18 protein-coding genes are annotated in these 22,363 nt (G+C 69.2%); 8 read left to right on the top strand and 10 right to left on the bottom strand.

Annotation, left to right across the window (positions count from 1 at the left end):
* Window positions 1-8: 8 nt before the first annotated feature.
* A complete protein-coding gene (locus ACWEOO_RS31035; RefSeq protein ID WP_452146062.1) occupies window positions 9-797 on the bottom strand; it encodes a maleylpyruvate isomerase family mycothiol-dependent enzyme in 789 nt (262 codons plus the stop codon).
* The gene (locus ACWEOO_RS31030; protein WP_452146061.1) at window positions 794-1,435 is read right to left on the bottom strand and encodes a TetR/AcrR family transcriptional regulator; all 642 of its coding nucleotides are present in this window, start codon (window positions 1,433-1,435) and stop codon (window positions 794-796) included. The genes ACWEOO_RS31035 and ACWEOO_RS31030 overlap by 4 nt, the downstream gene beginning before the upstream one ends.
* A 76-nt stretch (window positions 1,436-1,511) precedes the next feature.
* Between ACWEOO_RS31030 and ACWEOO_RS31025 the strand changes: the two genes are divergently transcribed.
* Genes ACWEOO_RS31025 through ACWEOO_RS31015 form a run of 3 tightly spaced genes read left to right on the top strand, consistent with a single transcriptional unit; the run spans window position 1,512 to window position 2,980 of the window.
* Window positions 1,512-1,778 carry a DUF2277 domain-containing protein gene (locus tag ACWEOO_RS31025; RefSeq protein ID WP_130439916.1) on the top strand — a complete coding sequence of 89 codons (267 nt, stop codon included), beginning with the start codon at window positions 1,512-1,514 and terminating at the stop codon, window positions 1,776-1,778.
* A gap of 55 nt (window positions 1,779-1,833) precedes the next feature.
* Window positions 1,834-2,673, top strand: coding sequence for a TIGR03560 family F420-dependent LLM class oxidoreductase (locus ACWEOO_RS31020; RefSeq protein ID WP_452146060.1), 840 nt, complete (start codon window positions 1,834-1,836; stop codon window positions 2,671-2,673).
* A gap of 10 nt (window positions 2,674-2,683) precedes the next feature.
* The gene (locus tag ACWEOO_RS31015) at window positions 2,684-2,980 is read left to right on the top strand and encodes an MGMT family protein (protein WP_355700220.1); all 297 of its coding nucleotides are present in this window, start codon (window positions 2,684-2,686) and stop codon (window positions 2,978-2,980) included.
* 5 nt (window positions 2,981-2,985) lie between these two features.
* Here the strand turns inward: ACWEOO_RS31015 and ACWEOO_RS31010 are convergent, their stop codons facing one another.
* Window positions 2,986-3,888, bottom strand: a complete 903-nt coding sequence (locus ACWEOO_RS31010) for a hypothetical protein (RefSeq protein ID WP_452146059.1) — start codon at window positions 3,886-3,888, stop codon at window positions 2,986-2,988.
* Window positions 3,889-4,048: 160 nt separating this feature from the next.
* On the opposite strand from ACWEOO_RS31010, the gene ACWEOO_RS31005 reads away from it, so the two are divergent.
* Window positions 4,049-7,267 carry an ATP-dependent helicase gene (locus ACWEOO_RS31005; protein WP_452146058.1) on the top strand — a complete coding sequence of 1,073 codons (3,219 nt, stop codon included), beginning with the start codon at window positions 4,049-4,051 and terminating at the stop codon, window positions 7,265-7,267.
* A gap of 211 nt (window positions 7,268-7,478) precedes the next feature.
* Entirely contained in the window at window positions 7,479-10,643 is a 3,165-nt protein-coding gene (locus ACWEOO_RS31000; protein WP_452146057.1) for a UvrD-helicase domain-containing protein, read from the top strand.
* On the opposite strand, the gene ACWEOO_RS30995 is transcribed toward ACWEOO_RS31000, so the two are convergent.
* The 5 genes from ACWEOO_RS30995 to ACWEOO_RS30975 all read right to left on the bottom strand — a co-directional run bounded on the left by ACWEOO_RS30995 (window position 10,621) and on the right by ACWEOO_RS30975 (window position 14,747).
* Entirely contained in the window at window positions 10,621-11,157 is a 537-nt protein-coding gene (locus ACWEOO_RS30995; RefSeq protein ID WP_452146056.1) for a Uma2 family endonuclease, read from the bottom strand. The genes ACWEOO_RS31000 and ACWEOO_RS30995 overlap by 23 nt on opposite strands.
* 70 nt (window positions 11,158-11,227) lie before the next feature.
* A complete protein-coding gene (locus ACWEOO_RS30990; RefSeq protein WP_452146055.1) occupies window positions 11,228-11,785 on the bottom strand; it encodes a Uma2 family endonuclease in 558 nt (185 codons plus the stop codon).
* Between the two features lie 115 nt (window positions 11,786-11,900).
* Entirely contained in the window at window positions 11,901-12,404 is a 504-nt protein-coding gene (locus ACWEOO_RS30985) for a Uma2 family endonuclease (protein WP_452146054.1), read from the bottom strand.
* Between the two features lie 58 nt (window positions 12,405-12,462).
* A complete protein-coding gene (locus ACWEOO_RS30980; RefSeq protein WP_452146053.1) occupies window positions 12,463-14,160 on the bottom strand; it encodes an IucA/IucC family protein in 1,698 nt (565 codons plus the stop codon).
* Window positions 14,160-14,747, bottom strand: a complete 588-nt coding sequence (locus ACWEOO_RS30975) for a GNAT family N-acetyltransferase (protein WP_452146052.1) — start codon at window positions 14,745-14,747, stop codon at window positions 14,160-14,162. Before ACWEOO_RS30975 ends, ACWEOO_RS30980 begins: the two co-directional genes overlap by 1 nt.
* Before the next feature lie 139 nt (window positions 14,748-14,886).
* Between ACWEOO_RS30975 and ACWEOO_RS30970 the strand changes: the two genes are divergently transcribed.
* Window positions 14,887-15,558, top strand: coding sequence for a GOLPH3/VPS74 family protein (locus ACWEOO_RS30970; protein ID WP_355476527.1), 672 nt, complete (start codon window positions 14,887-14,889; stop codon window positions 15,556-15,558).
* On the opposite strand, the gene ACWEOO_RS30965 is transcribed toward ACWEOO_RS30970, so the two are convergent.
* Entirely contained in the window at window positions 15,555-18,797 is a 3,243-nt protein-coding gene (locus ACWEOO_RS30965; protein WP_452146051.1) for a BTAD domain-containing putative transcriptional regulator, read from the bottom strand. The genes ACWEOO_RS30970 and ACWEOO_RS30965 overlap by 4 nt on opposite strands.
* Window positions 18,798-18,970: 173 nt before the next feature.
* On the opposite strand from ACWEOO_RS30965, the gene ACWEOO_RS30960 reads away from it, so the two are divergent.
* Both ACWEOO_RS30960 and ACWEOO_RS30955 read left to right on the top strand, forming a co-directional pair.
* A complete protein-coding gene (locus tag ACWEOO_RS30960) occupies window positions 18,971-19,861 on the top strand; it encodes a hypothetical protein (protein ID WP_452146050.1) in 891 nt (296 codons plus the stop codon).
* Window positions 19,862-19,912: 51 nt separating this feature from the next.
* Window positions 19,913-20,803, top strand: a complete 891-nt coding sequence (locus ACWEOO_RS30955; RefSeq protein WP_452146049.1) for a hypothetical protein — start codon at window positions 19,913-19,915, stop codon at window positions 20,801-20,803.
* Here ACWEOO_RS30955 and ACWEOO_RS30950 read toward each other — a convergent pair.
* Window positions 20,800-22,353: an AMP-binding protein gene (locus ACWEOO_RS30950; protein ID WP_452146048.1), complete on the bottom strand. Its 1,554-nt coding sequence runs from the start codon at window positions 22,351-22,353 to the stop codon at window positions 20,800-20,802. The two genes, ACWEOO_RS30955 and ACWEOO_RS30950, sit on opposite strands and share 4 nt — an antisense overlap.
* Window positions 22,354-22,363 lie beyond the last annotated feature (10 nt).

Below are 22,363 nucleotides of genomic sequence, written 5' to 3'. Positions count from 1 at the left end.
ACGTCGCACTAGAAGGGCATCCGGCAGGACGCGACCGCCTCGGCGGCCACGGGATCACCCGTGACCGCCGGGGCGTCGTCGCGTCCGGACACGGTCCGCATGTACCCGACCGCGTCCACCGTGGCACGCCCCACCGGCTCACCTCTCCCGAGCCGGTAGGTCCCGCCGCCCTGCCCGGTCAGCTCGACCTCGACGGCCGGCCGGTCCTCCCACCACGGTCCGTCCATCAGGTCGTACATCACCTGCGCGACCAGCTCCCCGGCGTACGGCCCGGCGTCGAACGGGCGGCCCAGCGCCTGGCAGACGTCGTCGCGGTGCATCCACAGGTCGCGTGCCAGCAGGATGTCCTGGATGTACCCGAGGCTGAACTTCACGACGTGGAACCCGTCGATCGTCATCGATACCCGGCGGATCAGCTCGGGGTTCTTGGAGATCTTCCGGGTCGCCTTCGCCCACACCTGGTCGAACTCGGTGCGCAGCCCGGCGGGCGGCGTACCGCGGTGCTCGTCGGCCTGCACCATCATGTGCGCGTCGATCCGCAGCACGTCGGGATAGACCCGCTTCGCCTTCCGGTACCGGCGCGGGAACGAGAACGACTTGTTCACGTCCTCGGCCTGGCCGATCAGGTGACCCGCGATGTCGGCGACGTCCCACTCGTCGCAGACCGTTCGGCGCTGCCACTCGTCCCCCTCGATCGACGCGAGCAGCTCGTGCCACGCGTGGAGCTCGGCGTCCCGGTGGACCCGGCACCGCGCGCGGTCGGCCCGCCCGATCTGTTCCGCGAGTACTGCGCTCATTTCTTCCCCCTGTTTGGTGCGTAGCGTTGATGGAACATCTCGAGCACGGTCGGCAGCATCCGGATGAACCGACCGTCCTCGAACGAGGCGTCCGGCTCGTTCGCCATCTGCTGGGACAGCAGCCCGGCGGTGAGTGACGTGAACAGCGCGACGCCTTCGTCGCCGGCGGCGTCCGGGTGCAGGTAGCCCGCGTCGGCCGTCGCCTGCAGGTGGTCGCGGAGATCTCGCAGCGTCTCCTGCGCCGGCGCGTACGCCTCCGCGCTCGGCTCGAAGCCGGGCACCGTCCGCCAGAACATGAGCTGGGTGTAGACGGGGTTCTCCAGGCACCACCGGCTGAACGCGGTCGCCGCGATCAGGTTGAGCTCCAGCGGATCCCCGGTCGCGGCCGTCGTGAGCGCCGCCCGGTACGCGTCCCGCTGCAGCTCGCTGCCCCGCTGGAAGAGCGCGTCGTAGATCGCCATCTTCGACGGGAAGTACTGGTACAGCGACGGCGGCTGCATGCCGAGCCGCCGGGCCACCGCGGACAGGCTGAGCGCCGCGACGCCCTCGGACGCCATCAGTTCGATCGCGACGTCGAGGATCTCCTCGATCGTCTGCTGACGACGGCGGGTCCGGCGGTCCGGCGCGGTAGTGCTCATGCCATGAGGAAAACCTAATGCCATTAGGGTTGTCAATACCTCGTAGTTGTCCCCGGCGGCACGTACTGTCGGGACCATGTGCAGAAACATCACCGTGCTCCGGGGACTGGAGCCGTCGGCGACCTCCGAAGAGATCTACGCGGCCGCGCTGCAATATGTGCGCAAGGTGACGGGCGTCGGCTCGCTGAGCGCGACCACTCGCGGTCCGATCGAGCGCGCGGCCACCGAGGTCGCCCGCATCACCGAGCAGCTCCTCGAGGAGATGCCGGCCCGCCGCACCCCGCCGCAGACCGTCCCGCCGCTGCGCCGCCCCGAGGTCCGCGCCAGACTCGGTCTCGACTGAGGCGAAAGCAGAGTAGTCTCGCCCGGGAAACGGCTACCCCTGAGGGAGGCGCGGGATGCGGTTCGCGATCAAGACCAGGCCGGAGCACACCACCTGGCAGCAGATGCGGGACGTGTGGGTCGCGGCGGACCAGTTCGAGATCTTCGAGTCCGCCTGGCACTGGGACCATTTCTACCCGCTGACCGGTGACATGCAGGGGCCGAACCTGGAGGCCTGGACGACGCTGGCCGCGCTCGCGCAGGCGACGTCGCGGATCCGGCTCGGCTGCCAGGTGACCGGGATGATCTACCGGCACCCGGCCGTGCTCGCGAACATGGCCGCGACCACCGACATCATCAGCAACGGACGGCTCGAGCTCGGCATCGGCGCGGGGTGGAACGAGATGGAGACCGCGGCGTACGGCATCGACCTGTACCCGCTGAAGGAACGCTTCGACCGGTTCGACGAGGGCACCCAGGCGATCATCGCGCTGCTCACCGAAGAGGTCGCGAACTTCGACGGCCAGTACGTCAAGCTCACCGACGCGTACTGCAACCCGAAGGCCGTGCAGACGCCGCACCCGCCGATCACCATCGGCGGCAAGGGCCCGAACCGCACGCTCCGCGCGGTCGCCAAGTGGGCGCAGCAGTGGAACGTCATCGTCCCGAACCCGCAGGAGTGGAAGGCGCTCAAGGACGTCCTGGTGCAGCGTTGCGAGGAGGCCGGCCGCGACGTCGGCGAGATCACCTGCTCGGTGAACGTCCGGATCGACCCCGACAGCCCGCTCGACAAGGCGGTCGCCGAGGCCGCGGCGTACGGCGAGGCCGGTGTCGACCTGGTCGTCATGAACCTTCCGCTGGACGCGCCGCCGTCGGTCCTGGAGCCGCTCGCGAAGGCGCTCGCCCCGCTCGCCTAGATTGGGGCGCGTGGACAGGGAGGAGTACGTCGAGGCCGTGCTGCAGGCCGTGGAGTCGATCCCGGAGGGCAGCGTCGCGACGTACGGCGACATCGCGGAGTACGTGGGGCAGGGCGGCCCGCGGCAGGTCGGCGCGATCATGCGCGAGTACGGCGCGAGCGTGCCGTGGTGGCGGGTGATCCGCGCGTCCGGCGTACCGGCCGATGAGGTCGGCGACGAGCAGCTCCACCGGCTGCGCTCCGACGGCGTGCGGATCACCAACGGCCGGGTGAACCTGCGCCAGGCCCGTTGGGATCCGCACGACTAGAGCGTCTACTCGCCGTACAGCGACGAACCCTCCTGCGACGTGCGCAGGAAGTAGATCGGGTCGTTGAACGTGCCGGGCACCTTGCCCAGGGCCTGGATGACCGTGGCGGTTCCGTTGGCGTGCCCGACCGCATACAGGTACGCCGATCCGCTGTCCCGGTCGACCGCGGCGAGCAGCGTGCTCTGCGTGCCGCACTTCTCCGCGACGATCGCCTCGAAGCCCTGCCAGGTCGACGTCCGCACGGCCGTCACCACCGGCGTCATCGGCGACGTGACCGGGATCCGGATCGTGTACAGCGCGCCGCCTCGCGTGGTCGCGAGGAGCGTGTCGTACGTCGCGGTCTGGCTGATCAGCGTCATGGTCTTGACCGCGGAGAACCCGGCGGACGAACCGAGCCCGTGGAAGCCGGTGCTGTCCTTCTTCCAGCGGAACAGCACGCCGTCGTTGCGCAGCCCGTACAGGTACTCGCGGGTCGGGTCGGCGCCCTTCGGATAGCCGGACCGGGCGAGCTGGGTGAAGTCGCCCATCCCGTCCTGGATGTTCGCCTGACCCCACCACGGTCCGTCCGGCGGCCGGGCGATCAGCGTGCTGTAGAGCCAGGTGCCGTAGATCGCGTAGCCGCGGTCGACGATGCCGTCGTGGCTGTCGTAGGAGAACTCCCAGGTCGCACTGGCCTTCGTCTCGCCCGGGTCGGCGACCTGCGGGCCCACCCGGCGTTCGCTCGCGGCCGGCGGGCTCGCGGCGGACAGGACCTGATCGACGTAGTTGCCTCCTGCGGTGATCGAGCCGAGGTCCAGTGAGCAGATCGACGCGATCTTCGGGTTCGCCGCCGAGGCGGTGGTGGTCGTCGGTCCTGCGAGGAGAACAGCCGTCCCCAGGAGGGCGGCGGTGTGCCGCAGCGTCCTCATTCGGTGCTCCTTGTCGTCGTGTTGCCGTCGACGAACTCGATGCGCGGGAACTGCGGAAAGTTATCGGCCGGCTACGCGGTTCTGTCCGGTTTCCGGCTATCCGGCCGGCGGCCGGGGAGCCTCGTCGCGGACTGTCGGTGCCGTCTGTTGAGATGTGTCGGTGGTCAGCAGACAGGGATCCCGGTACCGGTTGGTCCGGGAGGAGCGCCGGAGCGCGGAAGCGCCTGTTCTCGACGCCGACCAGCAAGCCGTCGTGCAGCACCCGGGCGGGCCGCTGCTGGTGCTCGCCGGGCCCGGCACCGGCAAGACCACGACGTTGGTGGAGGCCGTCGTCGACCGGGTCCGCAACCGCGGCCTGAGTCCCGACGAGGTGCTCGTGCTGACGTTCGGCCGGAAGGCCGCGACCGAGCTTCGCGATCGCATCACCGGGCGTCTCGGGCGGACGACGCGGGTGATGCCGTCGATGACGTTCCACTCCTTCTGCTACGCGTTGCTGCGCCGGTTCACACCGGCCGACGCGTTCGACGTACCACTGCGGTTGCCGTCCGGTCCGGAGCAGGCGCTGCGGTTGAGCGAGGCGTTGTCCGGCAGTCGTGAGGTTGGCGCGGTGCACTGGCCGGGCAGTCTGCATCCGGCGTTGAAGACTCGCGGGTTCACCGACGAAGTGCAGGCCGTGATCGGCAAGGCGCGCCAGTTGGGGCTCGACCCGGAGGACCTGTCCGCGATCGGGCGATCGGCGGAGCGGGCCGAGTGGGTCGCGGTCGGCGACTTCTTCCAGGAGTACCTGCAGATCCTCGACGCCGAGCAGGTGCTGGACTACTCCGAGCTGATCCATCGCGCGGTGATCCTCGCGCAGCAGCCGCAGGTGCAGGCGAAGCTGCGGGCCGAGTTCAAGGCGGTGTTCGTGGACGAGTACCAGGACACCGATCCCGGTCAGACGAAGCTGTTGCAGGCGATCGCGGGTGACGGTCGCGACCTGGTCGTCGTGGGCGACCCGGACCAGTCGATCTACACCTTCCGCGGCGCGGACGTGCGTGGGCTGCTGCGGTTCACCGACGAGTTCCGCACCCGCGACGGCGCGGAGGCCGCGCAGATCGCGCTAGGGACGACGCGGCGCTTCGGCACCACCTTGCAGCGCGTGTCGCGCAACGTCGTCAACCGGCTCGGTGTGCCGGGGTCGCTGGACCGCGACACGTTCGAGCGCTTCCGCAACCCCGACGCGTCCGCGTGTGTGTACGGCCCGGGCAAGGTCGAGGCGAACCTGTACTCGACCAGCGGCGCCGAGCTGGAACACATCGCCGATCTGCTCCGCCGGGCGCACGTCCAGGACGGCATCGGGTGGAACGAGATGGCCGTGCTCGTGCGCTCCGGCAGCCGGTCGATCCCGCCGTTGCGGCGGGCGTTGTCCGCGGCCGGCATCCCGGTGGACGTCGCGGGCGACGAGCTGCCGTTGTCGCGCGAGCCCGCCGTCCGGCCGATGCTGCTGGCGCTGCGGGCGGTGGCCGACCCGGAGACCCTGACCGTCGACGTCGTCCGGGCGTTGGCGCTGTCGCCGTTGGGTGCGATGGACGCGGGGCAGCTGCGGCGGCTGGCGCGGGTGCTGCGCCGGCGGGACCGCGACGCGGCGGGCGGGCAGCGGTTGCCGCGGTCGTCGGACGAGCTGTTGCGCGAGGCGATGCTGAACCCGCTGCTGCTCGACCAGGAGGCGTCACCGGCCGAGGCGCGGTTCGCGGCGCTCGGCGAGCGGTTGCTCAAGGCAAGGAACATCGTGACTGCGGGCGCGGCGCCGGACGAGGTGATGTGGTCGCTGTGGTCGGAGTCGCCGTGGCTGCGGCGGCTGCGCGGCCAGGCCTCGTCGGGCGGCGAGGTCGCGCGCACCGCGAACCGGGACCTCGACTCGCTGTGCGCGCTGTTCGACGCGGCCGGCCGGGCCGAGGAGCAGGTCGGGTTCAAGGGCGTATCGGCGTTCCTGTCCGAGCTGGAGTCGCTGGACATCGCGGCGGACAACCGGTTCGACGGGACATACCGTGAGGCCGGCGTCCAGCTGATGACGGCGCACCGGTCGAAGGGGCTGCAATGGCGGCTCGTCGTGGTCGCCTCCGTCCAGGAGGGGCAGTGGCCGGACCTGCGGCGCCGCGGCTCGTTGCTGGAACCGGACCGGTTGGGGCCCGACGGGTTGATCGACCCGTTGTCGGCGGGCGCGTTGCTCGCCGAGGAGAGACGGTTGTTCTACGTCGCGATCACCCGGGCCCGCGAGCGGTTGATCGTGACCGCCGTACAGGCACCCGAGGCCGACGGCGACCAGCCCTCCCGATTCATTGCCGAGCTGGACATTCCTTGGAAGCTGGTCGCGGGGCGCCCGCGGCGGCCGCTGTCGTTGCCGGGGCTGGTGGCGGATCTGCGCTGCGTGCTGGCGGATCCGGCGTCGTCGCCGGCGTTGAAGCGGTCGGCGGCGGACCGGCTGGCGTTGCTGGCCTCGGCTGTCGACGACCGGGATCAGGCCTTGGTACCGACGGCCGATCCGTCGCGCTGGTGGGGCGTGCGGGAGCGCACCGAGTCGGCGCGGCCGATCGCGGATCCCGCGGAGCCCGTTCCGCTGTCGGGAAGTGCGCTGACGACGATCGTGGACTGTCCGCTGCGCTGGTTCCTGACCCGGCGGGCCGGTGGGGAGACACCGAGTACGTCGGCGCTCGGTTTCGGCTCGGTGCTGCACGCGCTGGCCGACGCGGTCGCGACGGGGACGCTGCCGCCGTCGGTCGACGAGCTCAACGGCTGGCTCGACAAGGTCTGGACCCAGCTCGAGTTCGAGTCCGCCTGGATCTCGGACCGGGAGCGCGGTGAGGCGGAGCAGGCGTTGCGGCGGTTCGTCGCGTGGCACCAGGGCCGTCCGGACCGGACGCTGGTCGGGACCGAAGTGGAATTCGACGTCCTGCTGCCCGACGCGGAGCACCCGGCGGTGCGGGTGAAGGGCCGGATGGACCGGGTCGAGAAGGACCCCGAAGGCATGGTCCGGGTGGTCGACCTGAAGACCGGGCGGAACATCCCGACCAAGCCGGCGCTCGAGCGGCACGTGCAGCTGGCCATCTACCAGCGGGCGATCAACGCGCGGCAGCTCAAGAAGCTCGGCGAGGACGCGGTCGCCGGCGGCGCCGAGCTCGTGCAGCTGCGGCACGACGACAACGGCGGCTTCCCGAAGGTCCAGCACCAGGGCCCGCTGGAGACCGACGAGGACGGCCGGACCTGGCTCGACGAGGCCGTCGACGACGCCGAGACGATGATCCGCTCGGAGGATTTCGTGGCCAAACGCAACGACGGCTGCACCCGCTGCGAAGCCCGCGCCCTGTGCCCCATCCAACCCGAAGGCCGGGAGATCCTCTGATGCCGAGCTCCCAGTCCCACCCCCGCCCGTACCTGCGGGTGGCTGGGACCTCTTGCTGTGACCTGGGATCTGTTATTCCAGATCTCAGGTCACAACAAGGGGTCTCCGGTCACGACGGGCGTCCTCTGCGGGGGGTCTGCTGATGCCTGCTCAGCTCACGTCGACGGCTGACTTGTGTGACCTTCTGGGGATTCCGTTCTCGGATCAGCAGTTGGCGGCTATCACCGCGCCCTTGGCGCCGGGGGTGATCGTCGCGGGTGCCGGGTCGGGGAAGACGACCGCGATGGCGGCGCGGGTGGTGTGGCTGATCTGCACGGGGCAGGTGAAGCCGGAGGAAGTGCTCGGGCTGACGTTCACCAAGAAGGCGGCCAACGAGCTCGACGTCCGGATCCGCGAGGACCTGACGAAGGCCGGTGTCCTCGGATCGACGCTGCCGAGAGACCAGCACCCGATCCTCGCGGCGCACCTGCGCAGCAACATCCCCAACTGGGAGCCGGAGGAGCCGGGCGAGCCCGTCGTCTCGACGTACCACGCGTTCGCCGGCACGTTGATCGCGGAGCACGGGCTCCGGCTCGGCCTCGAGCCGGACTCGCGGGTGCTCGCCGACGCCACCAGGTTCCAGCTGGCCGGCCGGGTCGTACGGCGGTCCGCCGGGCCGATCCGGTTCGCGTCGCACCACGTACCCACGCTGGTCAACAGCCTGCTCGCGCTGGACGGCGAGCTCGCCGACCACCTGCTCCGCCCGGACGACATCCGCGACCACGACGACGCCGTACGGCAGGAGGTCGCCGCGGCGCGCAAGCAGACCGTGGAGGTCCGCAAGCTCGCCGAGACTGCCCTGAAGCGCGGGGAGATCCTGCAGCTCGTCGAGGAGTACCAGGCGTACAAGGGGGAGCGCGGCGTCGTCGACTTCGCCGACCAGATGGCGCTCGGCGCCCGGCTCGCGGAGGAGTGTCCCGAGGTCGCCGCGGTCGAGCGCGCGCGGTACAAGGTCGTCCTGCTCGATGAGTACCAGGACACGTCGGTGTCGCAGCGCCGGATGCTCACGGCCCTCTTCGCCGGGCCGGACGCCGGGCACGGCCGGGGCCACCCGGTCACCGCGGTCGGCGACCCGTGCCAGGCGATCTATGGCTGGCGCGGCGCCTCCGTGGCGAACCTGGACGAATTCCCCGAGCATTTCCCGCAGGCGGACGGCTCACCGGCGCAGCGGTACGTCCTGAGCGTGAACCGGCGCTGTGGCAGCCGGATCCTCGCCGCCGCGAACCAGCACGCCGCCGAGCTGTACGAACAGCACCCCGGCGTCATCCCGCTCGAGGCGCCGCCGGACGCTCCCGAAGGCGCGATCACCGTCGGGCTGTTCGAGACGCGCTCGCAGGAGATCGAGTGGGTCGCCGACGCGATCGTCGCCGCGCACCGCACCCGGAACCGCCGCTGGAAGGACATCGGCATCCTGATGCGGACCAACGTCGACCTGAGCGCGGTCCACGAGGCGCTGATCGCGCGCAAGGTCCCGGTCGAGGTCGTCGGCCTCGGCGGTCTGCTCGCGCTTCCCGAGGTCGTCGACGTCGTCGCGACGCTGCAGGCCGTCAACGACCTGACGGCGAACGCGGCGATGCTCCGCATCCTCACCGGCCCGCGGTACCGGATCGGTCACCGCGACCTCGCGCTGCTCGCCAACCGCGCCCGCGGACTCGCGGACGCGGGGGAGCGGCCGGCCGCCGACGACCTCGTCGCCGCGCTCGACGCGGCCGTGGCCGGGATGGACTCGACCGAGGTCATCGCGCTCGCCGAGGCGGTCGACGATCCGGGGCCGCTGCCGTACGCGCCGGAGGCCCTGACCCGCTTCAAGGAGCTGTCGGTCGAGCTCCGCGAGCTGCGCGCCCACGCCGGTGAACCGCTGCTCGACCTGGTTCGGCGGGTGATCAGCACGATCGGCCTGGATGTCGAGCTGACCGCGACACCCGACCACGTCGACGCCGGACGCCGTGACCACCTCGCCGCGTTCCTGGATGCCGTGGGCAACTTCGTGTCGACCGAGTCGGACGGCTCGCTCGACGGTCTGCTGGCGTACCTGGCGGCCGAGGAGGAGTACGCGGCCGGCCTCGACCTCGCCGTACCGAGCGAGGCGGACTCGGTGAAGCTGCTCACCACGCACCGCTCGAAGGGCCTGGAGTGGCCGGTCGTGTTCGTGCCGACCCTGGTGTCGAAGGTGTTCCCCTCGGACCGCGGCCGGGACAAGTGGACGACGAACGCGAAGGTCCTGCCGTGGCCGCTGCGTGGCGACGCCGACACGCTTCCGGACATCCACGACCTGACGAACGCCGGGCTGAAGGCGTTCGCCGACGAGTGCAAGGACGTCAACGCGCTCGAAGAGCGGCGGCTCGGGTATGTCGCGTTCACCCGCGCGAAGGAGCTGCTGGTGGCGACCGGTCACTGGTGGGGTCCGACGCAGAAACGCCCGCGCGGCCCGTCGGCGTACCTCGACACCCTGAAGAAGCACGCCGGGGAGCGGGTGATCGCCTGGGCGGACCAGCCCGAGCTCACCGAGGAGAACCCGGAGCTCGCCGAGCAGACGCGGGCCCCCTGGCCGACGGCGTACGACCTGGAGTCGTACCAGCGGCGGCTCGACGCGGCGGCGCTCGTGCAGCAGGCACGCGCTGAAGGACCGTCCGCCGCGGCGGAGGAGTCGCTGCTGCTCGACGAGCAGGCGACGGTCGCGCGCTGGGACTCCGAGCTCGAGCGATTGTTGTCCGAGGCAAGGGAAAGCCGGAGCCGGAAGGCGTACGACGTGACGCTGCCGGCCGCGCTGTCCGCGACCCAGGTGATGCGGCTGGCGAAGGACCCGGACGGCCTGGCCGCCGACCTGGCCCGGCCGATGCCGCGCAAACCCAACCGGGCCGCGCGCTTCGGCACCCGGTTCCACGCCTGGGTGGAGAGCTACTTCGGGCAGCAGCTACTGCTCGACCCCGACGACCTCCCCGGCGCCGCGGACGAGGACATCGTCGACGACACCGACCTCACCGACCTGATGGACGCCTTCCGCGACGGCCCGTTCGGCGACACCACGCCGTACGAGATCGAGGCCCCGTTCGCCCTGGCCCTCGACGGCCGGGTGATCCGCGGCCGCATCGACGCCGTCTACCAGATCGTCCGCCCCGACGGCTCCCGCGGCTACGACGTCATCGACTGGAAAACCACCCGCGGCGAAACCGCCGACCCCCTGCAGCTGGCCATCTACCGAGTCGCCTGGTCCGAACTCATGAACATCCCCCTCGACCACGTCACCGCAGCCTTCTACTACGTCCGTACCGGCGACATCATCCGCCCCGAAAACCTCCCCACCAAACCCCAACTCACCCAACTCCTCGACGGCTGACCTCAAGCCGTACCGGAAAGGGAACCGCCGCCTCGAACACCTCGCCGCCCCTGACAACAGCCCGTTCGACGTACCGACCGTCTTCCAGCTCGAGCACGGTCAGCACGCCCTCCTCAGCATCAAGCATCCAGTAGACGGGAACGCCCGCCCGCTCGTACAGCACAGGCTTGAGCACCCGGTCAACCGTGCGCGTCGTCGTGACGACAACCTCAACAGCAAGCACCAGTTCGTCGACCCATCGAGTCGTGTAGTCCTTGCGCGGCAGCACCAGGAGATCGGGTACCACAGCCAGCCGACTGTTCGGGCGAAACTCCAGCGGGCCTGGCAAGACCTCAAGGTCCGCAGGACATGCAGCCGCCATCCGGAGCATCAGGTCCCCGAGAGCCTGTTGATGGATCAGCGATGACATGTGAGTCACCAGCAGGACTCCGTCGACAAGCTCGTACCGCGCGCCTTCGTCGGGTGCCGCATCCAGATCGGCGGTCGTGAATTCACCTGGTTCGATTGGCCACATGCTCCGACCATGCTCCCGACAGGCATTACCGCGGGAGGGCAGATGAGTATCTGCCCCAGGTTGCCCCGAGTCAGGCCGAGCCGTTGACCCGCCGTGCCAACTCGTCCGGAACGATCCGCACCGGGAACGGTTGTTCGGCCTCGAACATTTCGTCGCCTTTGAACGTCCGCTCGGTGTACTGTCCGTCCGCGAGCTCGAGCACGGTCAGTACGGACAAGTAAGGGTCGAATATCCAGTATGACGCAACGCAGGCCTTCTCGTACGCGTGGCGCTTCTTGATCAAGTCGGTCGATCGGTTGGACGGCGACAGGATCTCGACAGCCAGAACCAACGTCCGCCGCTGCTGGTCGCGTTCGACGTCCTCGTACCGGAAGACCATCAAGTCGGGCTGCAGGCTCGTCCTGTCGTTCGGCCGGAAGTCGAACGGGGCGAAGAAGACCTCCATGTCGTCTGGACAGGCCATCACCAGACGCAAGTTGCAGACGCCGGCGGCTCGCTGATGTTCCTCCTTCGGGCCCGGTGTCACCAGTAGCCGCCCGTCGAGCAGCTCGTGTCGCATTCCGTCGTCGGGCAGCGCGTCGAACTGTGCGATTGTGAGCGTCCTCGGCGTGGTGTCCACGAATCCCATAGTGCCTCCTTCTCGGTCACTCGACCAGCATGGCGGCAGTTGACAGGTGGTTGGTGCAGTTTTGCTGATCTGCCCCTGGATGCCCCTGGATGCCCCAGTTTTGGCGGATCGTGGGTCATCTGGTGAGGGCGGACGGGCAGAGGGTGATCGGGAACGGAGTTGTGGTGTGGAAGGTTTCGTCGGACTGGATGACGGCCTGGCAGGTGTAGCCGGTGGGGGTCAGGTCAAGGATGGTTAGTTCTTGGGTGGTGGGGTCCAGGAGCCAGTAGGACTGGATGCCGTGTTGTTCGTAGAGGGTTCGTTTGAGGACTACGTCGGTGGTTCGGGTGGTGGGGGAGAGGACCTCGACGGCCAGGACGGGTGGGGCTGTGAGGAGGTGGGGGCCGGCGTCGGTGCGGTGGCAGATGAGGAGGTCGGGGCGGAGAGTCGTGTTGAGGTCGGGGCGGTAGTCGAGGGAGTTGACCGCGACGAGCAGGTCAGCCGGGCAGGCGTGTTTCAGGCGGATCATCAGAGCGATGACAGCGGCGTGGTGGGACGGTGGTTGGGCGCCGGTGATCAGCAGGCGGCCGTCCAGCACTTCGTACCGGCGGCCGTCGTGCGGAGCGGAGACTGTGGTCACTCCATCAGCTTGACCGATCTCGCCGTACCGCCGCGGAAGTTATCCACAAGCACCCTGGTCAGTCAGCTGCTTCCGTGACCAGCGGGTTGTCCAAGGTCCCGGCGAACTGCAAGGACCCGGCGACGTCGGTCAGGTCGACCATCTGCTGGTTGTTGCGCAGCTGCAATCGGTTCAAGCAGGACAGCGCGAACGACGGCGCGAAGATGTCGTACTTCGCGAACGCGTCGGCGAGCTCCGGCGTCGCCGCCTGGTAGTCGCGGATCGACGACGCCACCACCGACCAGAACTCGGCCGGCGTCAGCAGACCTTCGCGGTCGAGCAGCGGTGACAGGAACCGGAAGATGCAGTCGAACACGTCGGTGAAGATCGACAGCAGCTTCTCGTCGTCCGGTACGTCGGCCCGCACCCGCTCGGCCTCGGCCGGTACCGGTGTCGACGGACTCAGGACGGCGATCTCCTCGGCGATGTCCTTCATGATCACCCGGATCGGGATCGCGTCCCGCAGCACCAGGATCAGGTTCTCGCCGTGCGGCATGAACACGAGCTCGTACGCGTAGAAGCTGTGCAGCACGGGGATCAGATACGCGTCGACGTACGCGCGCAACCAGTCTGCCGGCGCCAGCCCGGACGCCCGGACCAGGGCCGCGGCCAGCGATGCCCCGTGCCGGTCGACGTGCAGCAGCGACGCCATCGTCGCGAGCCGTTCGCCGGGCTCCAGCGACGGCACCGGGCTCTCCCGCCACAGCGCCGACAGCATCTTCCGGTACGGCGAGGTCTTGTCCGTCGCGTTCTCGTAGTACCGGTTGTGGTACCCGACCGCGGCGATCTCCCGCAGCACGGTGAACCCGTACCGCTTGAAGACAAGGTCGTTCGAGACGACCGAATGCACCCAGTCGTTGATCGCCGGCGTCGCGGCCATGTACGACGGCGACAGCCCGCGCATGAACCCCATGTTGAGCACCGACAAGGCCGTCTTCACATAACAGCGCGACGGCACCGACCGGTTGAAGAACGTCCGGATCGACTGCTGCGGCTGATAAACATCGTCCGTCGAGCCGAGGTGGACGATGTGCCGCAAAGCAATGTCGGCGGCGAAGGTGATCGAGGTCTTGTTGTCCCACTGCCACGGATGCACCGGCAGGTAAACGTACTCCGCCGGATCGGCGACCTCGGCGAACCGCGCCAGCGTCTCCTCGCCCAACTCGGACCGCATGAACGCGTCGAAGGCCAACGAGGAACTGCAGGAAACGGTGGTCCGGTCCCGCCGGGCCGCGATCCAGGTCAGCTGTACGCCCGCGCCGGTCTCGGGCGCGTACGCCAGGTAGTCCGTGAAGCCGAACCCGAGCCGCCCGTTGTTCGCCACGAAGCACGGATGACCCTCGGTCATCGCGGCCTCGATCGTCTGGAAGTCCGCGGTGACCAGGTCCGTCGCCGTCAGATCGGGCCTCGACAGCTTGTACGCCGCCGAGGCCAGCGTGCTGCTGATCTCCTCCAGGTAGACCGGCAGCATGTCGCGTCCGATCCCGAGCTGCTCGTGGAACTCCGTGACGAACTCCAGCGCGTCGACCGGCAAACCGTCGTCACGCACCACGGCCGAGATGTCCCAGTGATTCAAGGGATAGCGCCGTGCCGTGAACCGGTACCGGCCGACCACATACTCATTGCCGTCGGCAACAGGCTGGAGAATGCGCTCGTGGGTGAATTCCGACAACGCTTTCCGGACCAGCGCCTGGTTGACGATCTCCCAGTGGTTCATCAGCCCGCCTCGTTCATCCGGTGCGCGTCGGCGTACTGGTCGCGGGTGCAGAAGCTCAGCCAGGCCTGCTTGCCGGGCAGTGCCACCACGCTGTGCTTGCGGAACCCCATCCGCGCGTTCAGCGCCTGGATCTTCACGTTCCGCACGTCGGGCTCGACCACCACCCGGTCGACCAGCGGATCGCTGAACAGGCTGTCCATGATCGTCTCGAACACCGCCCCGGTGAATCCCGGGATGGGCGCGACCGGCGGCCCGACCAGGACGTGCATGCCGGCGTCGCCCGGCGCCACGTCGTACACCCGGCCGACGGCGTCGTACGCCGGTGCGTAGCGCTCCATCAGGAAGGCCGGCCGGCCGTCGTGCTCGCCGATGAAGGCGTCGTGGTGCGCGCTGTCCGCGATCCGGAGGTATTCCGCGTGCACGTCGGCGACGGACGCGTTCAGGAGTCCCCAGTAGCGCGCGTACGGCCGGGTCACCCAGCTGTGCAGCGTGGGGACGTCCTCGCCGAGGTCGAACGGCCGGAGGCTGAGGGTGCCGAGACCGGCGACGAAACGCCGGTACGTCGGCTCGGGCAGTGCTCTGGTCATGGCGGAGCTGCTTTCAGGCTGGGCGGGCATGTTAGCTAAGGCTTACCTTAGTAGACCTTACCTGGGCCTCACGGCGGACCCCCTGGGTAGTCCGCGCGGCGGATGCGCCGAGCCGCTCGTCGTGCCTACCGTGGTTGGCATGTTGATCGCCGAGGACCTGCTGCTGCTCCTGTACGACGACCAGACCGGTAAGCCGGTCACAGGGTCGCCCGGCCTGGACTACGCGCTGGCCGGTGCGGTGCTGATCGAGCTCACGCTGAACCGGAAGCTCGACATCACCACCAACGGCAAGACCGGCCGCCTGCAGGTGCTGGACGGTGCGCCGACCGGTGACCCGATCCTGGACGAGCGCCTGGCCTACGTCGTCAACAAGCCTGGAAAGAAGCCGAAGGACCAGATCGGTGCGCTCTCGAAGCGGCTGCGCGACCAGTTGCTGGCACGGCTCGCGGAGCGGGGTGTGCTGGAGGCGGACCAGGGCAGGGTGCTCGGACTGTTCCCGGTGACGCGCTGGCCGGCCAAGGACGCGCGGCATGAGCAGGAGGTGCGCACCAAGCTGGAGAGCGCGCTGAAGGTCGGTACGACGCCGGACGAGCGCACTGCCGCGCTGATTGCGCTGCTCAGCGCGCTGAACGTCGTACCGAAGGTTGTCACGGACGCGGTGGACAAGAAGGCGCTGAAGCAGCGCGCGAAAGAGATCGCCGACTCGGACTGGGCCGCGGACGCGGTGAAGAAGGCAGTGACCGAGATGCAGGCCGCAGTGACCGCGGCCATTGTGGTGGCGTCATCCGCAGGAGCCTCGGGCAGCAGTTAGGCGAGGTCTGACGTGGCCTGCGCTTCGAGCAGGCGGAAGCCGTGGGATCGGGCGATCGCCGCTGCCTGGGTCGCGGCGTGGACCGCGGTTGTCTGGTGGCCGGTGCTGCGTCGTGCGGCGGACAGGGTGAGCAGCGCCTCGGCTTCGACGTACGGGTACGTCCCACGGGCGATCGTCAGGCTTTCTTCGATCCAATCGATGGCGGCGGCGGGGTCGCCGATCGTCAGGTACGTGCCTGCGACGGTCGACGCGGTTTGGGCCTGGGGTTTGGGGTCCCGGATGGCGACCGCGAGTTGATGCGCCCGGAGTGCCGTACGGAGGGCGGCGGTCCCGTCTCCGCGCTGGCTGTACAGGCGTGCCCACTCGTCGAGCGTGGACAGCTCACCGCGGAGGTGTGAGCGGCGCTGGTAGGACTCCAGTACGTCGGTGAGCAGGTCGGCTGCGCGGTCGGCCTGGCCCAGTTGCCGCAGCGCGCTCGCCAGGTTGCCGCGGATGGCGAGCACCGACGTCTCCCGACCGGTCTCGTCGCTCTGCAGCGCAGTCTCGAACAGATCGGCTGCCTCGGTCAGTTGGCCTTGATGGAGGCGGATCATCCCGAGACCGTTCAGCACGATCGCACGGACGTGGCCGCGCTGGTCGTCTTCGGTCAGTTCCAGGGCGCGACGCATCCAGAGTTCGGAGTCGCCGAGCTTCCCGCGCTCGAGTTGCAGCCAGCCGACCTGATGGGCCATGTAGGCGGCGGCCGGGGTCCAGCCCACTTCGATCGCCAGCGTATGGCCGGCCAGACAGTCGGACAGTGCGTCCTCGTCGCGTCCGACCGCACCGAGAGCTTGCCCGCGGTTCATCAGCATAGCGACCTGTGCGGTGTGGTCGCGGGCGGCGACGGCGGCGGCCAGCCCGGTCTGTGCGGCCGGGAGCGCGCCTTCGGCACCCCGGCGAATCAGGAAGTACCCCCGGAGCTGGTCCACGATCCGCCAGGCCAGCGACCGTTCGCCGTCCTGCGCTGTGTCCTGCACGACTGCCAACAGGGTGGGGAGCTCGTGGTCGAGCCAGGTGAGTGCCTCGGTTTCGGAGCTGAAGAATGCGGGGCCGGTCAGGCCGCCGAGGCGGACGACGTGCGGATTCGCCCAGCCGATCGCCGCTGTGACGGCCTCGGCGTACCAGGTGTACAAACGGGTCCTGGTGGTTTCGCGTTCAGGGTCGTCGGCCAGCAGCCGCCGGGAGTACAGGCCGAGCAGGTCGTGGAATCGGTAGCGGTCCGTCGAGTGCTGCAGGAGCATGTTCGCCTCGAGCAGGGATTCCAGCACGCGGTCGGCTTCGGCCGTCGACGTACCGAGCAGAATCGCCGTACTGCCGGCGCTGAAGTCGTCGCCGGGGTGCAGACTGCACATCCGGAACGCGTGCTGCGCAGCCGGGCTCAGATCCGCGTAGCTGAGCTGGAAGCTGTTCAGCACACTGGACTCGCCGAGGCTGAGTTCGGTGAGCCGCCGGTTGCCGTCGTGCAGGCGACCGGCCAGATCGGCGACCGTCCACTCCCGCCTGGTGGCAAGCCGTGCGCCGGCGATGCGCAACGCGAGCGGAAGGCGCGCGCAGGCCTCCACGAGTGCGCTCACACCGTCGGGGTCGGCATCGAGCCTCGCGGTGGACGTGATCAACCGTACGGCGTCCTGATGCGGTAGCGGCTCGAGGGTCACGGTACCGGCCGTCACCAGGTCCGGCATCCGCCGGCGGCTGGTCACGATCGCGTCGCTGCGCCCGGCACCCGGCAGCAGCGGTTGTACCTGCGCCGCGTCCTGGGCGTTGTCGAGCACGACCAGCATCCGCCGGTCAGCGAGTTCGCTGCGCAGCAAGGCGGCCGCTTCGGCTTCGTCGGTACCGATCCGCCGGCCGGGTACGCCGAGTGCGCGCAGGAATCGGCCGAGGACCCGCAGCGGCGCCGGCGTGATCGTGTCGCTCCCGCGCAGGTCCGCGTACAGCTGTCCGTCCGGGTACTGCTCGCGGAGCTGATGCGCGGCGGTCAGCGCCAAGGTGGTCTTGCCGACCCCGGCGATCCCGTTGATCAGCACGACCCGCGACGACAACGCACCGGAACCGCCGAGCGTCGTACGGATCGTCGCCAGTTCCTCGGTGCGACCGACGAAGTCCGGCGGCGCAGACGGCGTCTGCTGGACGACCACGCGCGTGATCGGCTCCGGCGCGGACCCGCTCTGCTGCCGGAGCACCTCCAGATGGATCGCGCGCAGGCGCTCGCCCGGGTCGATGCCGAGCTCCTCGGCGAGGGCGGACCGGATCCGGTCGTACGCTGCGAGGGCCTCGGCCTGCCGGCCGCTCGCGGCCAGGGTCTGGATCAGCTCGACGTGCAGCGGCTCGTCCAGTTCGTGCCGCGCGATCAGGCCGCGCAGCGGTCGCAGTGCCTGCTCCGGCTCGTCGAGCTCGCGCGCCAGCCTGGCGAAGGTCCGTACGGCGGCCGCGTATTCGTTGGAGATCGCGATGTAGAGCGGGCTGGCGGCCACCGGCTCCACATCGGTGTCGCCGCGCCACAGCGTGACAGCGTCGGAGAGCGTGGCCAATGCAGCCCGCGGTTCTTCGTGGGCCGCCTGAGCGGTCAGCTCGCGGAACGTCAGCAGGTCGAGCGTGCCGGTGGTCACCGCCAACCGGTAGCCGATGGGGTCTCCGACGATCACCTCGTTGGCGGGCCGGCCGGACTCCAGCAGCCGTCGCAGCCTGGCGATTCGGGTCTGCAGCAGGTTCACCGGGTTTCTCGGTGTGCTGCGCGGCCAGAGCAGGTCGATGAGCTCGTCCTGGCTGACCGTTGTGCCGGCGGCGAGGGCGAGTTGGGCCAGCAAGGCGCGTTGCGGACCGGAGTTGATCGGCACCCGGAGGGCGCCGTGCCAGACAGCTATCGGGCCGAGGACACCGATGCGCAGCGACCCGGTGCTACTGGAGTGCGAGCCGGTGCCGGAGCGGTGTGCCTTGGCGGCGGCATGGAGTTTCCCTGCCTCCTGGCTGCTCAGCGCGAGGGCGGCGGTGATGGCCTCGATCGAATCCGGTTTCGGGCTCCTGGTCCGGCCCTGTTCCAGATCGCGGATCGCCCCCGCACTGAGTCCGGCCTGGTCCGCGAGTTCCCGTTGTGTCAGTCCGCCGTTCCGGCGGAGCGCGCGCAGAAGTTCACCGAAGCGGCCGTCGGGCTCCAGGGCATGCCTCGGGCCGGGCAGATCCTGCTGCGGCCGTCCGGGCACGAAGAGGAGCTTACCGGTGGGACCAGCTCGGTCCGGCCGAGTAGGGGCCGAGTACGGGCGGAGTACGGGCGGAGTACGGGCAGTGGCGTGTCGGAGGTGCTCCCTAGGGTCCATCGCGGCGTCCGGGTGCACTCCGGCATGGCCGAACCGACTCACCTGGAGGACTTTCCCTGATGCGTACATCTCTCGTGGCCGCCGCGACGGCGCTGACCGTCGTTGCGGCCGGTGTCATTACCGGAGTCGCCGTGACCGCCCGGCCGGCGACCGCGGCGCTCGGCGACGTTCCCGCGGACTGCAAAGCCTTCACGGCCGCGTACCGAACCGATGGGCAGCGGCTCACGTACGAGTACGCCGCAGGAGGGACCAACACCAAGGCGTACCGCAACGACAGTCTTCCCTGGGTGCCGTCGGCGTTCCAGCAGATGGGCGGTGCCGGTGACGACACCCATTTCCGCACCACCGAGTTCGCGGCCCATCCGACCAGTGGCTGGCTCTTCAAGGTGATCCGCCAGGGCGAGCTGGTCGACGGCACGTGGAGCGTGACGGAGATGAGCGCCAGCCATCTCATGGACGGATTCGGCGGCACCAGGATTCTCGCGTACGGGTACCCCTACTTGTACCGCGCCGCGGGCAACTACCTCTACCGCTACACGGTGGGCGCCACTGACGGCGTACCGAAGGCAAAGGTGCGGCTGGCGGGTACGGCCTGGGACACCGTCACGACGCTCACCTACGAGCGCACCGAGGGCACGGGGGACGCGGCCGTCGACGTGCTGATCGGCACCAAGACCAACGGCGAGCTCAAGGAGTGGCGGATCAAGCGAGCCACGCCGGCCGGCACCATCTCGTCGACGGTGCTGAAGTCCGCCTACTGGGACAAGTTCACCAGCCTCAGCACCGGCTACTGCCAGGACCATCCCAACGGCCGGCCGCTGCTCGGCATCACCTCGACCGGTGCCGCCTCCGTGCACTTCGACGCCAACAAGACGGACCTCAGCGGCACCGACATCAAGGGCGGCTCTCTCGGCTCTCTCGGCTGGACTGCGAAGGCCTACGGCCAGTAGCCGGAATCGGCTGTCATGACCATCCGAATCGACCTCCCTGGAGGAGTTCTCGTGAAGCGCAGATCCGTCGTGGCCGTCGGGACGGCACTGACCGTTCTCGCGACCGGCCTGATCGCCGGGGTCGCTGTGACCGCCCGGTCCGCGACCGCGGCACTCAGTGACGTACCGACCGACTGCGGTGCGATCACGGAGGCGTACCGATCCGATGGACAGCGTCTCTCCTACCGCTACATCGGCGGGAAGACCAGCACCAAGGCGATCTCCGGCGACAAGCTCGGTTGGGTGCCATCGGCACTCACGTCGTTCGGCGGTGCCGGCAGCCCGGACTCGTACTCGGAGGACGGCCTGGCCGTGCATCCCACCGACGGATACGTCTACCACGTGTACCGCGTTGTCAAGCAGGTCGACGGCGTCCTGAAGGTCACGCAGCTCACCGTCACCCGCGTCGTATCAGGGTTCGCCGGTACCCGGGGTCTCACGACGGCGTGGCCGTACGTCTATCGCCTCGCCGACACCTCGCTCTATCGGTACAAGTTCGCCTACGTCGACGGCAAGCCCAGTCTCTCGGCCCCGGTCAAGCTGTCCGGCCGCGGGTGGGACACGGTCAGGACCCTGAAGCACCTGCGCACCGACGGAACCGCCAGTGCTCCGGTGGACGTCTTGGTCGGCACCAAGTCCAACGGTGAGCTCAAGCACTGGCGAATCACCTACGCCAGCCCGGCGACGATCAGCTCGACCGTACAGAAGACGAGCGGCTGGGCACCCTTCACCAGTCTGAGCCCGGGTTGGTGCAACGACCACCCCAAGGGCCTCGTACTTCTCGGCATCAAGGCGGATGGCAGCGCATCCGCGCACTTCGACGCCGACCAGTTCGACGGCGACGGCTCCGATATCAAGGGCGGCTCGCTGGGCCTGCTCGGCTGGACGGCCAAGGCCTACTAGAGTCGCGCCTTGATCTCTGGCTTGAGCACTTTGCCGACCTTCGATCGCGGCAGCTCCGGCCAGAGCAACACCTCCTTCGGCGCCTTCACGCTGCCGATGCGCGCCTTCGCGAACGCGATCAGCTCGGCAGCGTCCACCGAAGCGCCCGGCTGGAGCTGGACGACGGCCACGACCCGCTCGCCCCACTTCTCGTCGGGCTGACCGATCACCGCGCAGTCCTGGACGGCGGCGTGCGCCATCAGCGCCTGCTCCACCTCGGTGGAGTACACGTTGAAGCCGCCGGTGATGATCATGTCCTTGGCCCGGTCGACGATGTAGAGGTAGTTCTCCGCGTCCAGGTAGCCGATGTCGCCGGTGTGGTGCCAGCCGTACGCCGAAGCTGCTGCGGTCGCCTCGGCGTTGCGGTAGTACCCCTTCATCACCAGCGATCCGCGCACCACGATCTCGCCGCGCTCGCCGTGCGGGAGCAGTTCGCCGTCGGCTCCCATGATCGCCACGGTAACCAGCGGGGACGGCCGTCCCGCGGATGACAGCCGTCCCCGGGCGACGTTGCCGGCGGCATCGAAGTGCGCGGCCGGCGGCAACATCGAGATCATCATCGGCGCCTCGGTCTGCCCGAACAGCTGCGCCATCACCGGACCGATCCGCTGCAGTGCCTCCTCGAGCCGGGCGACCGACATCGGCGCCGCGCCGTACCAGAAGCACCGCAACGACGACAGGTCCGTGGAGTCGAGCTCCGGCGCCGCCAGCACCATGTAGATCAGCGTCGGCGGCAAGAACGTGTGCGTCACCCCGTGCCGCGGTATCAGCTCCAGGAACGCGTGCACGTCGGGAGCTCGCATGATCAGGATCTCGCCGCCGCACGCGAGCACCGGGAAACACAGCACGCCGGCCGCGTGCGTCAGCGGTGCCAGTGCCAGGTAGACCGGTCGCTCGCCGAACGGGTAGCCCATCAGCGTCAGCGCGGTCATCGTCTCCAGGCTGGCGTTGCCGAGCATCACCCCTTTCGGCCGGCCCGTCGTACCGCCGGTCCCGACGATCATCGCCAGGTCGTCCGGATCGGTCAGATCAGGTGCCGGCTGGGACGCGCCCCCGCAGAACGCGTCCCAGCCGACGGTCCTCCGGCCGGCGGGGTGGGGGGTGAGGCCGGAGGAGGGCTCCCCGTCGAGACACACGAACGTGTGCACCTTCGGCAAAGAGTCCCGAATGCGGTCCACCAGCGGCGCGAACGCCGACTGGTAGATCAGTACTTCACAGTCGAACTGGTCGAGCAGTTCCCGGTTCTCGGCCGCCTCGTTGCGTGGATTGATCGGGCACCAGACGGCACCCGCCCGGCTGATCCCGAACACGCAGCTGAACGCCACCGGGTCGTTCGCGGACAGGATCGCGACCTTGCCGCCGGGCTGTACGCCGGTCGCCGCCAGGGCACCCGCGATCCGGTCCGAGAGGTGCTGAACCTCGGCGTACGTCAGCGACTCGCCGTCCGTCGTCAGGCAGGCGGCGTCCGGTGCGAGCGATGCGCCCTTGTCCAGGTAGTCGACCAGCCGCACAGCAACTCCT

The sequence above is a fragment of the Kribbella sp. NPDC004138 genome, from assembly GCF_053603655.1.
This window is presented reverse-complemented; position numbering and strand designations above follow the sequence as displayed.

What these genes read in the sequence shown, in the direction of transcription:
- ACWEOO_RS31035 (WP_452146062.1), bottom strand. Translation starts at nt 797, where the DNA reads ATGAGCGCAGTACTCGCGGAACAGATCGGGCGGGCCGACCGCGCGCGG.
- ACWEOO_RS30990 (WP_452146055.1), bottom strand. Translation starts at nt 11,785, where the DNA reads ATGGGATTCGTGGACACCACGCCGAGGACGCTCACAATCGCACAGTTC.
- ACWEOO_RS31020 (WP_452146060.1), top strand. Translation starts at nt 1,834, where the DNA reads ATGCGGTTCGCGATCAAGACCAGGCCGGAGCACACCACCTGGCAGCAG.
- ACWEOO_RS30960 (WP_452146050.1), top strand. Translation starts at nt 18,971, where the DNA reads ATGCGTACATCTCTCGTGGCCGCCGCGACGGCGCTGACCGTCGTTGCG.
- ACWEOO_RS30970 (WP_355476527.1), top strand. Translation starts at nt 14,887, where the DNA reads ATGTTGATCGCCGAGGACCTGCTGCTGCTCCTGTACGACGACCAGACC.
- ACWEOO_RS30980 (WP_452146053.1), bottom strand. Translation starts at nt 14,160, where the DNA reads ATGAACCACTGGGAGATCGTCAACCAGGCGCTGGTCCGGAAAGCGTTG.
- ACWEOO_RS31025 (WP_130439916.1), top strand. Translation starts at nt 1,512, where the DNA reads ATGTGCAGAAACATCACCGTGCTCCGGGGACTGGAGCCGTCGGCGACC.
- ACWEOO_RS30995 (WP_452146056.1), bottom strand. Translation starts at nt 11,157, where the DNA reads ATGTGGCCAATCGAACCAGGTGAATTCACGACCGCCGATCTGGATGCG.
- ACWEOO_RS31030 (WP_452146061.1), bottom strand. Translation starts at nt 1,435, where the DNA reads ATGAGCACTACCGCGCCGGACCGCCGGACCCGCCGTCGTCAGCAGACG.
- ACWEOO_RS30975 (WP_452146052.1), bottom strand. Translation starts at nt 14,747, where the DNA reads ATGACCAGAGCACTGCCCGAGCCGACGTACCGGCGTTTCGTCGCCGGT.
- ACWEOO_RS31010 (WP_452146059.1), bottom strand. Translation starts at nt 3,888, where the DNA reads ATGAGGACGCTGCGGCACACCGCCGCCCTCCTGGGGACGGCTGTTCTC.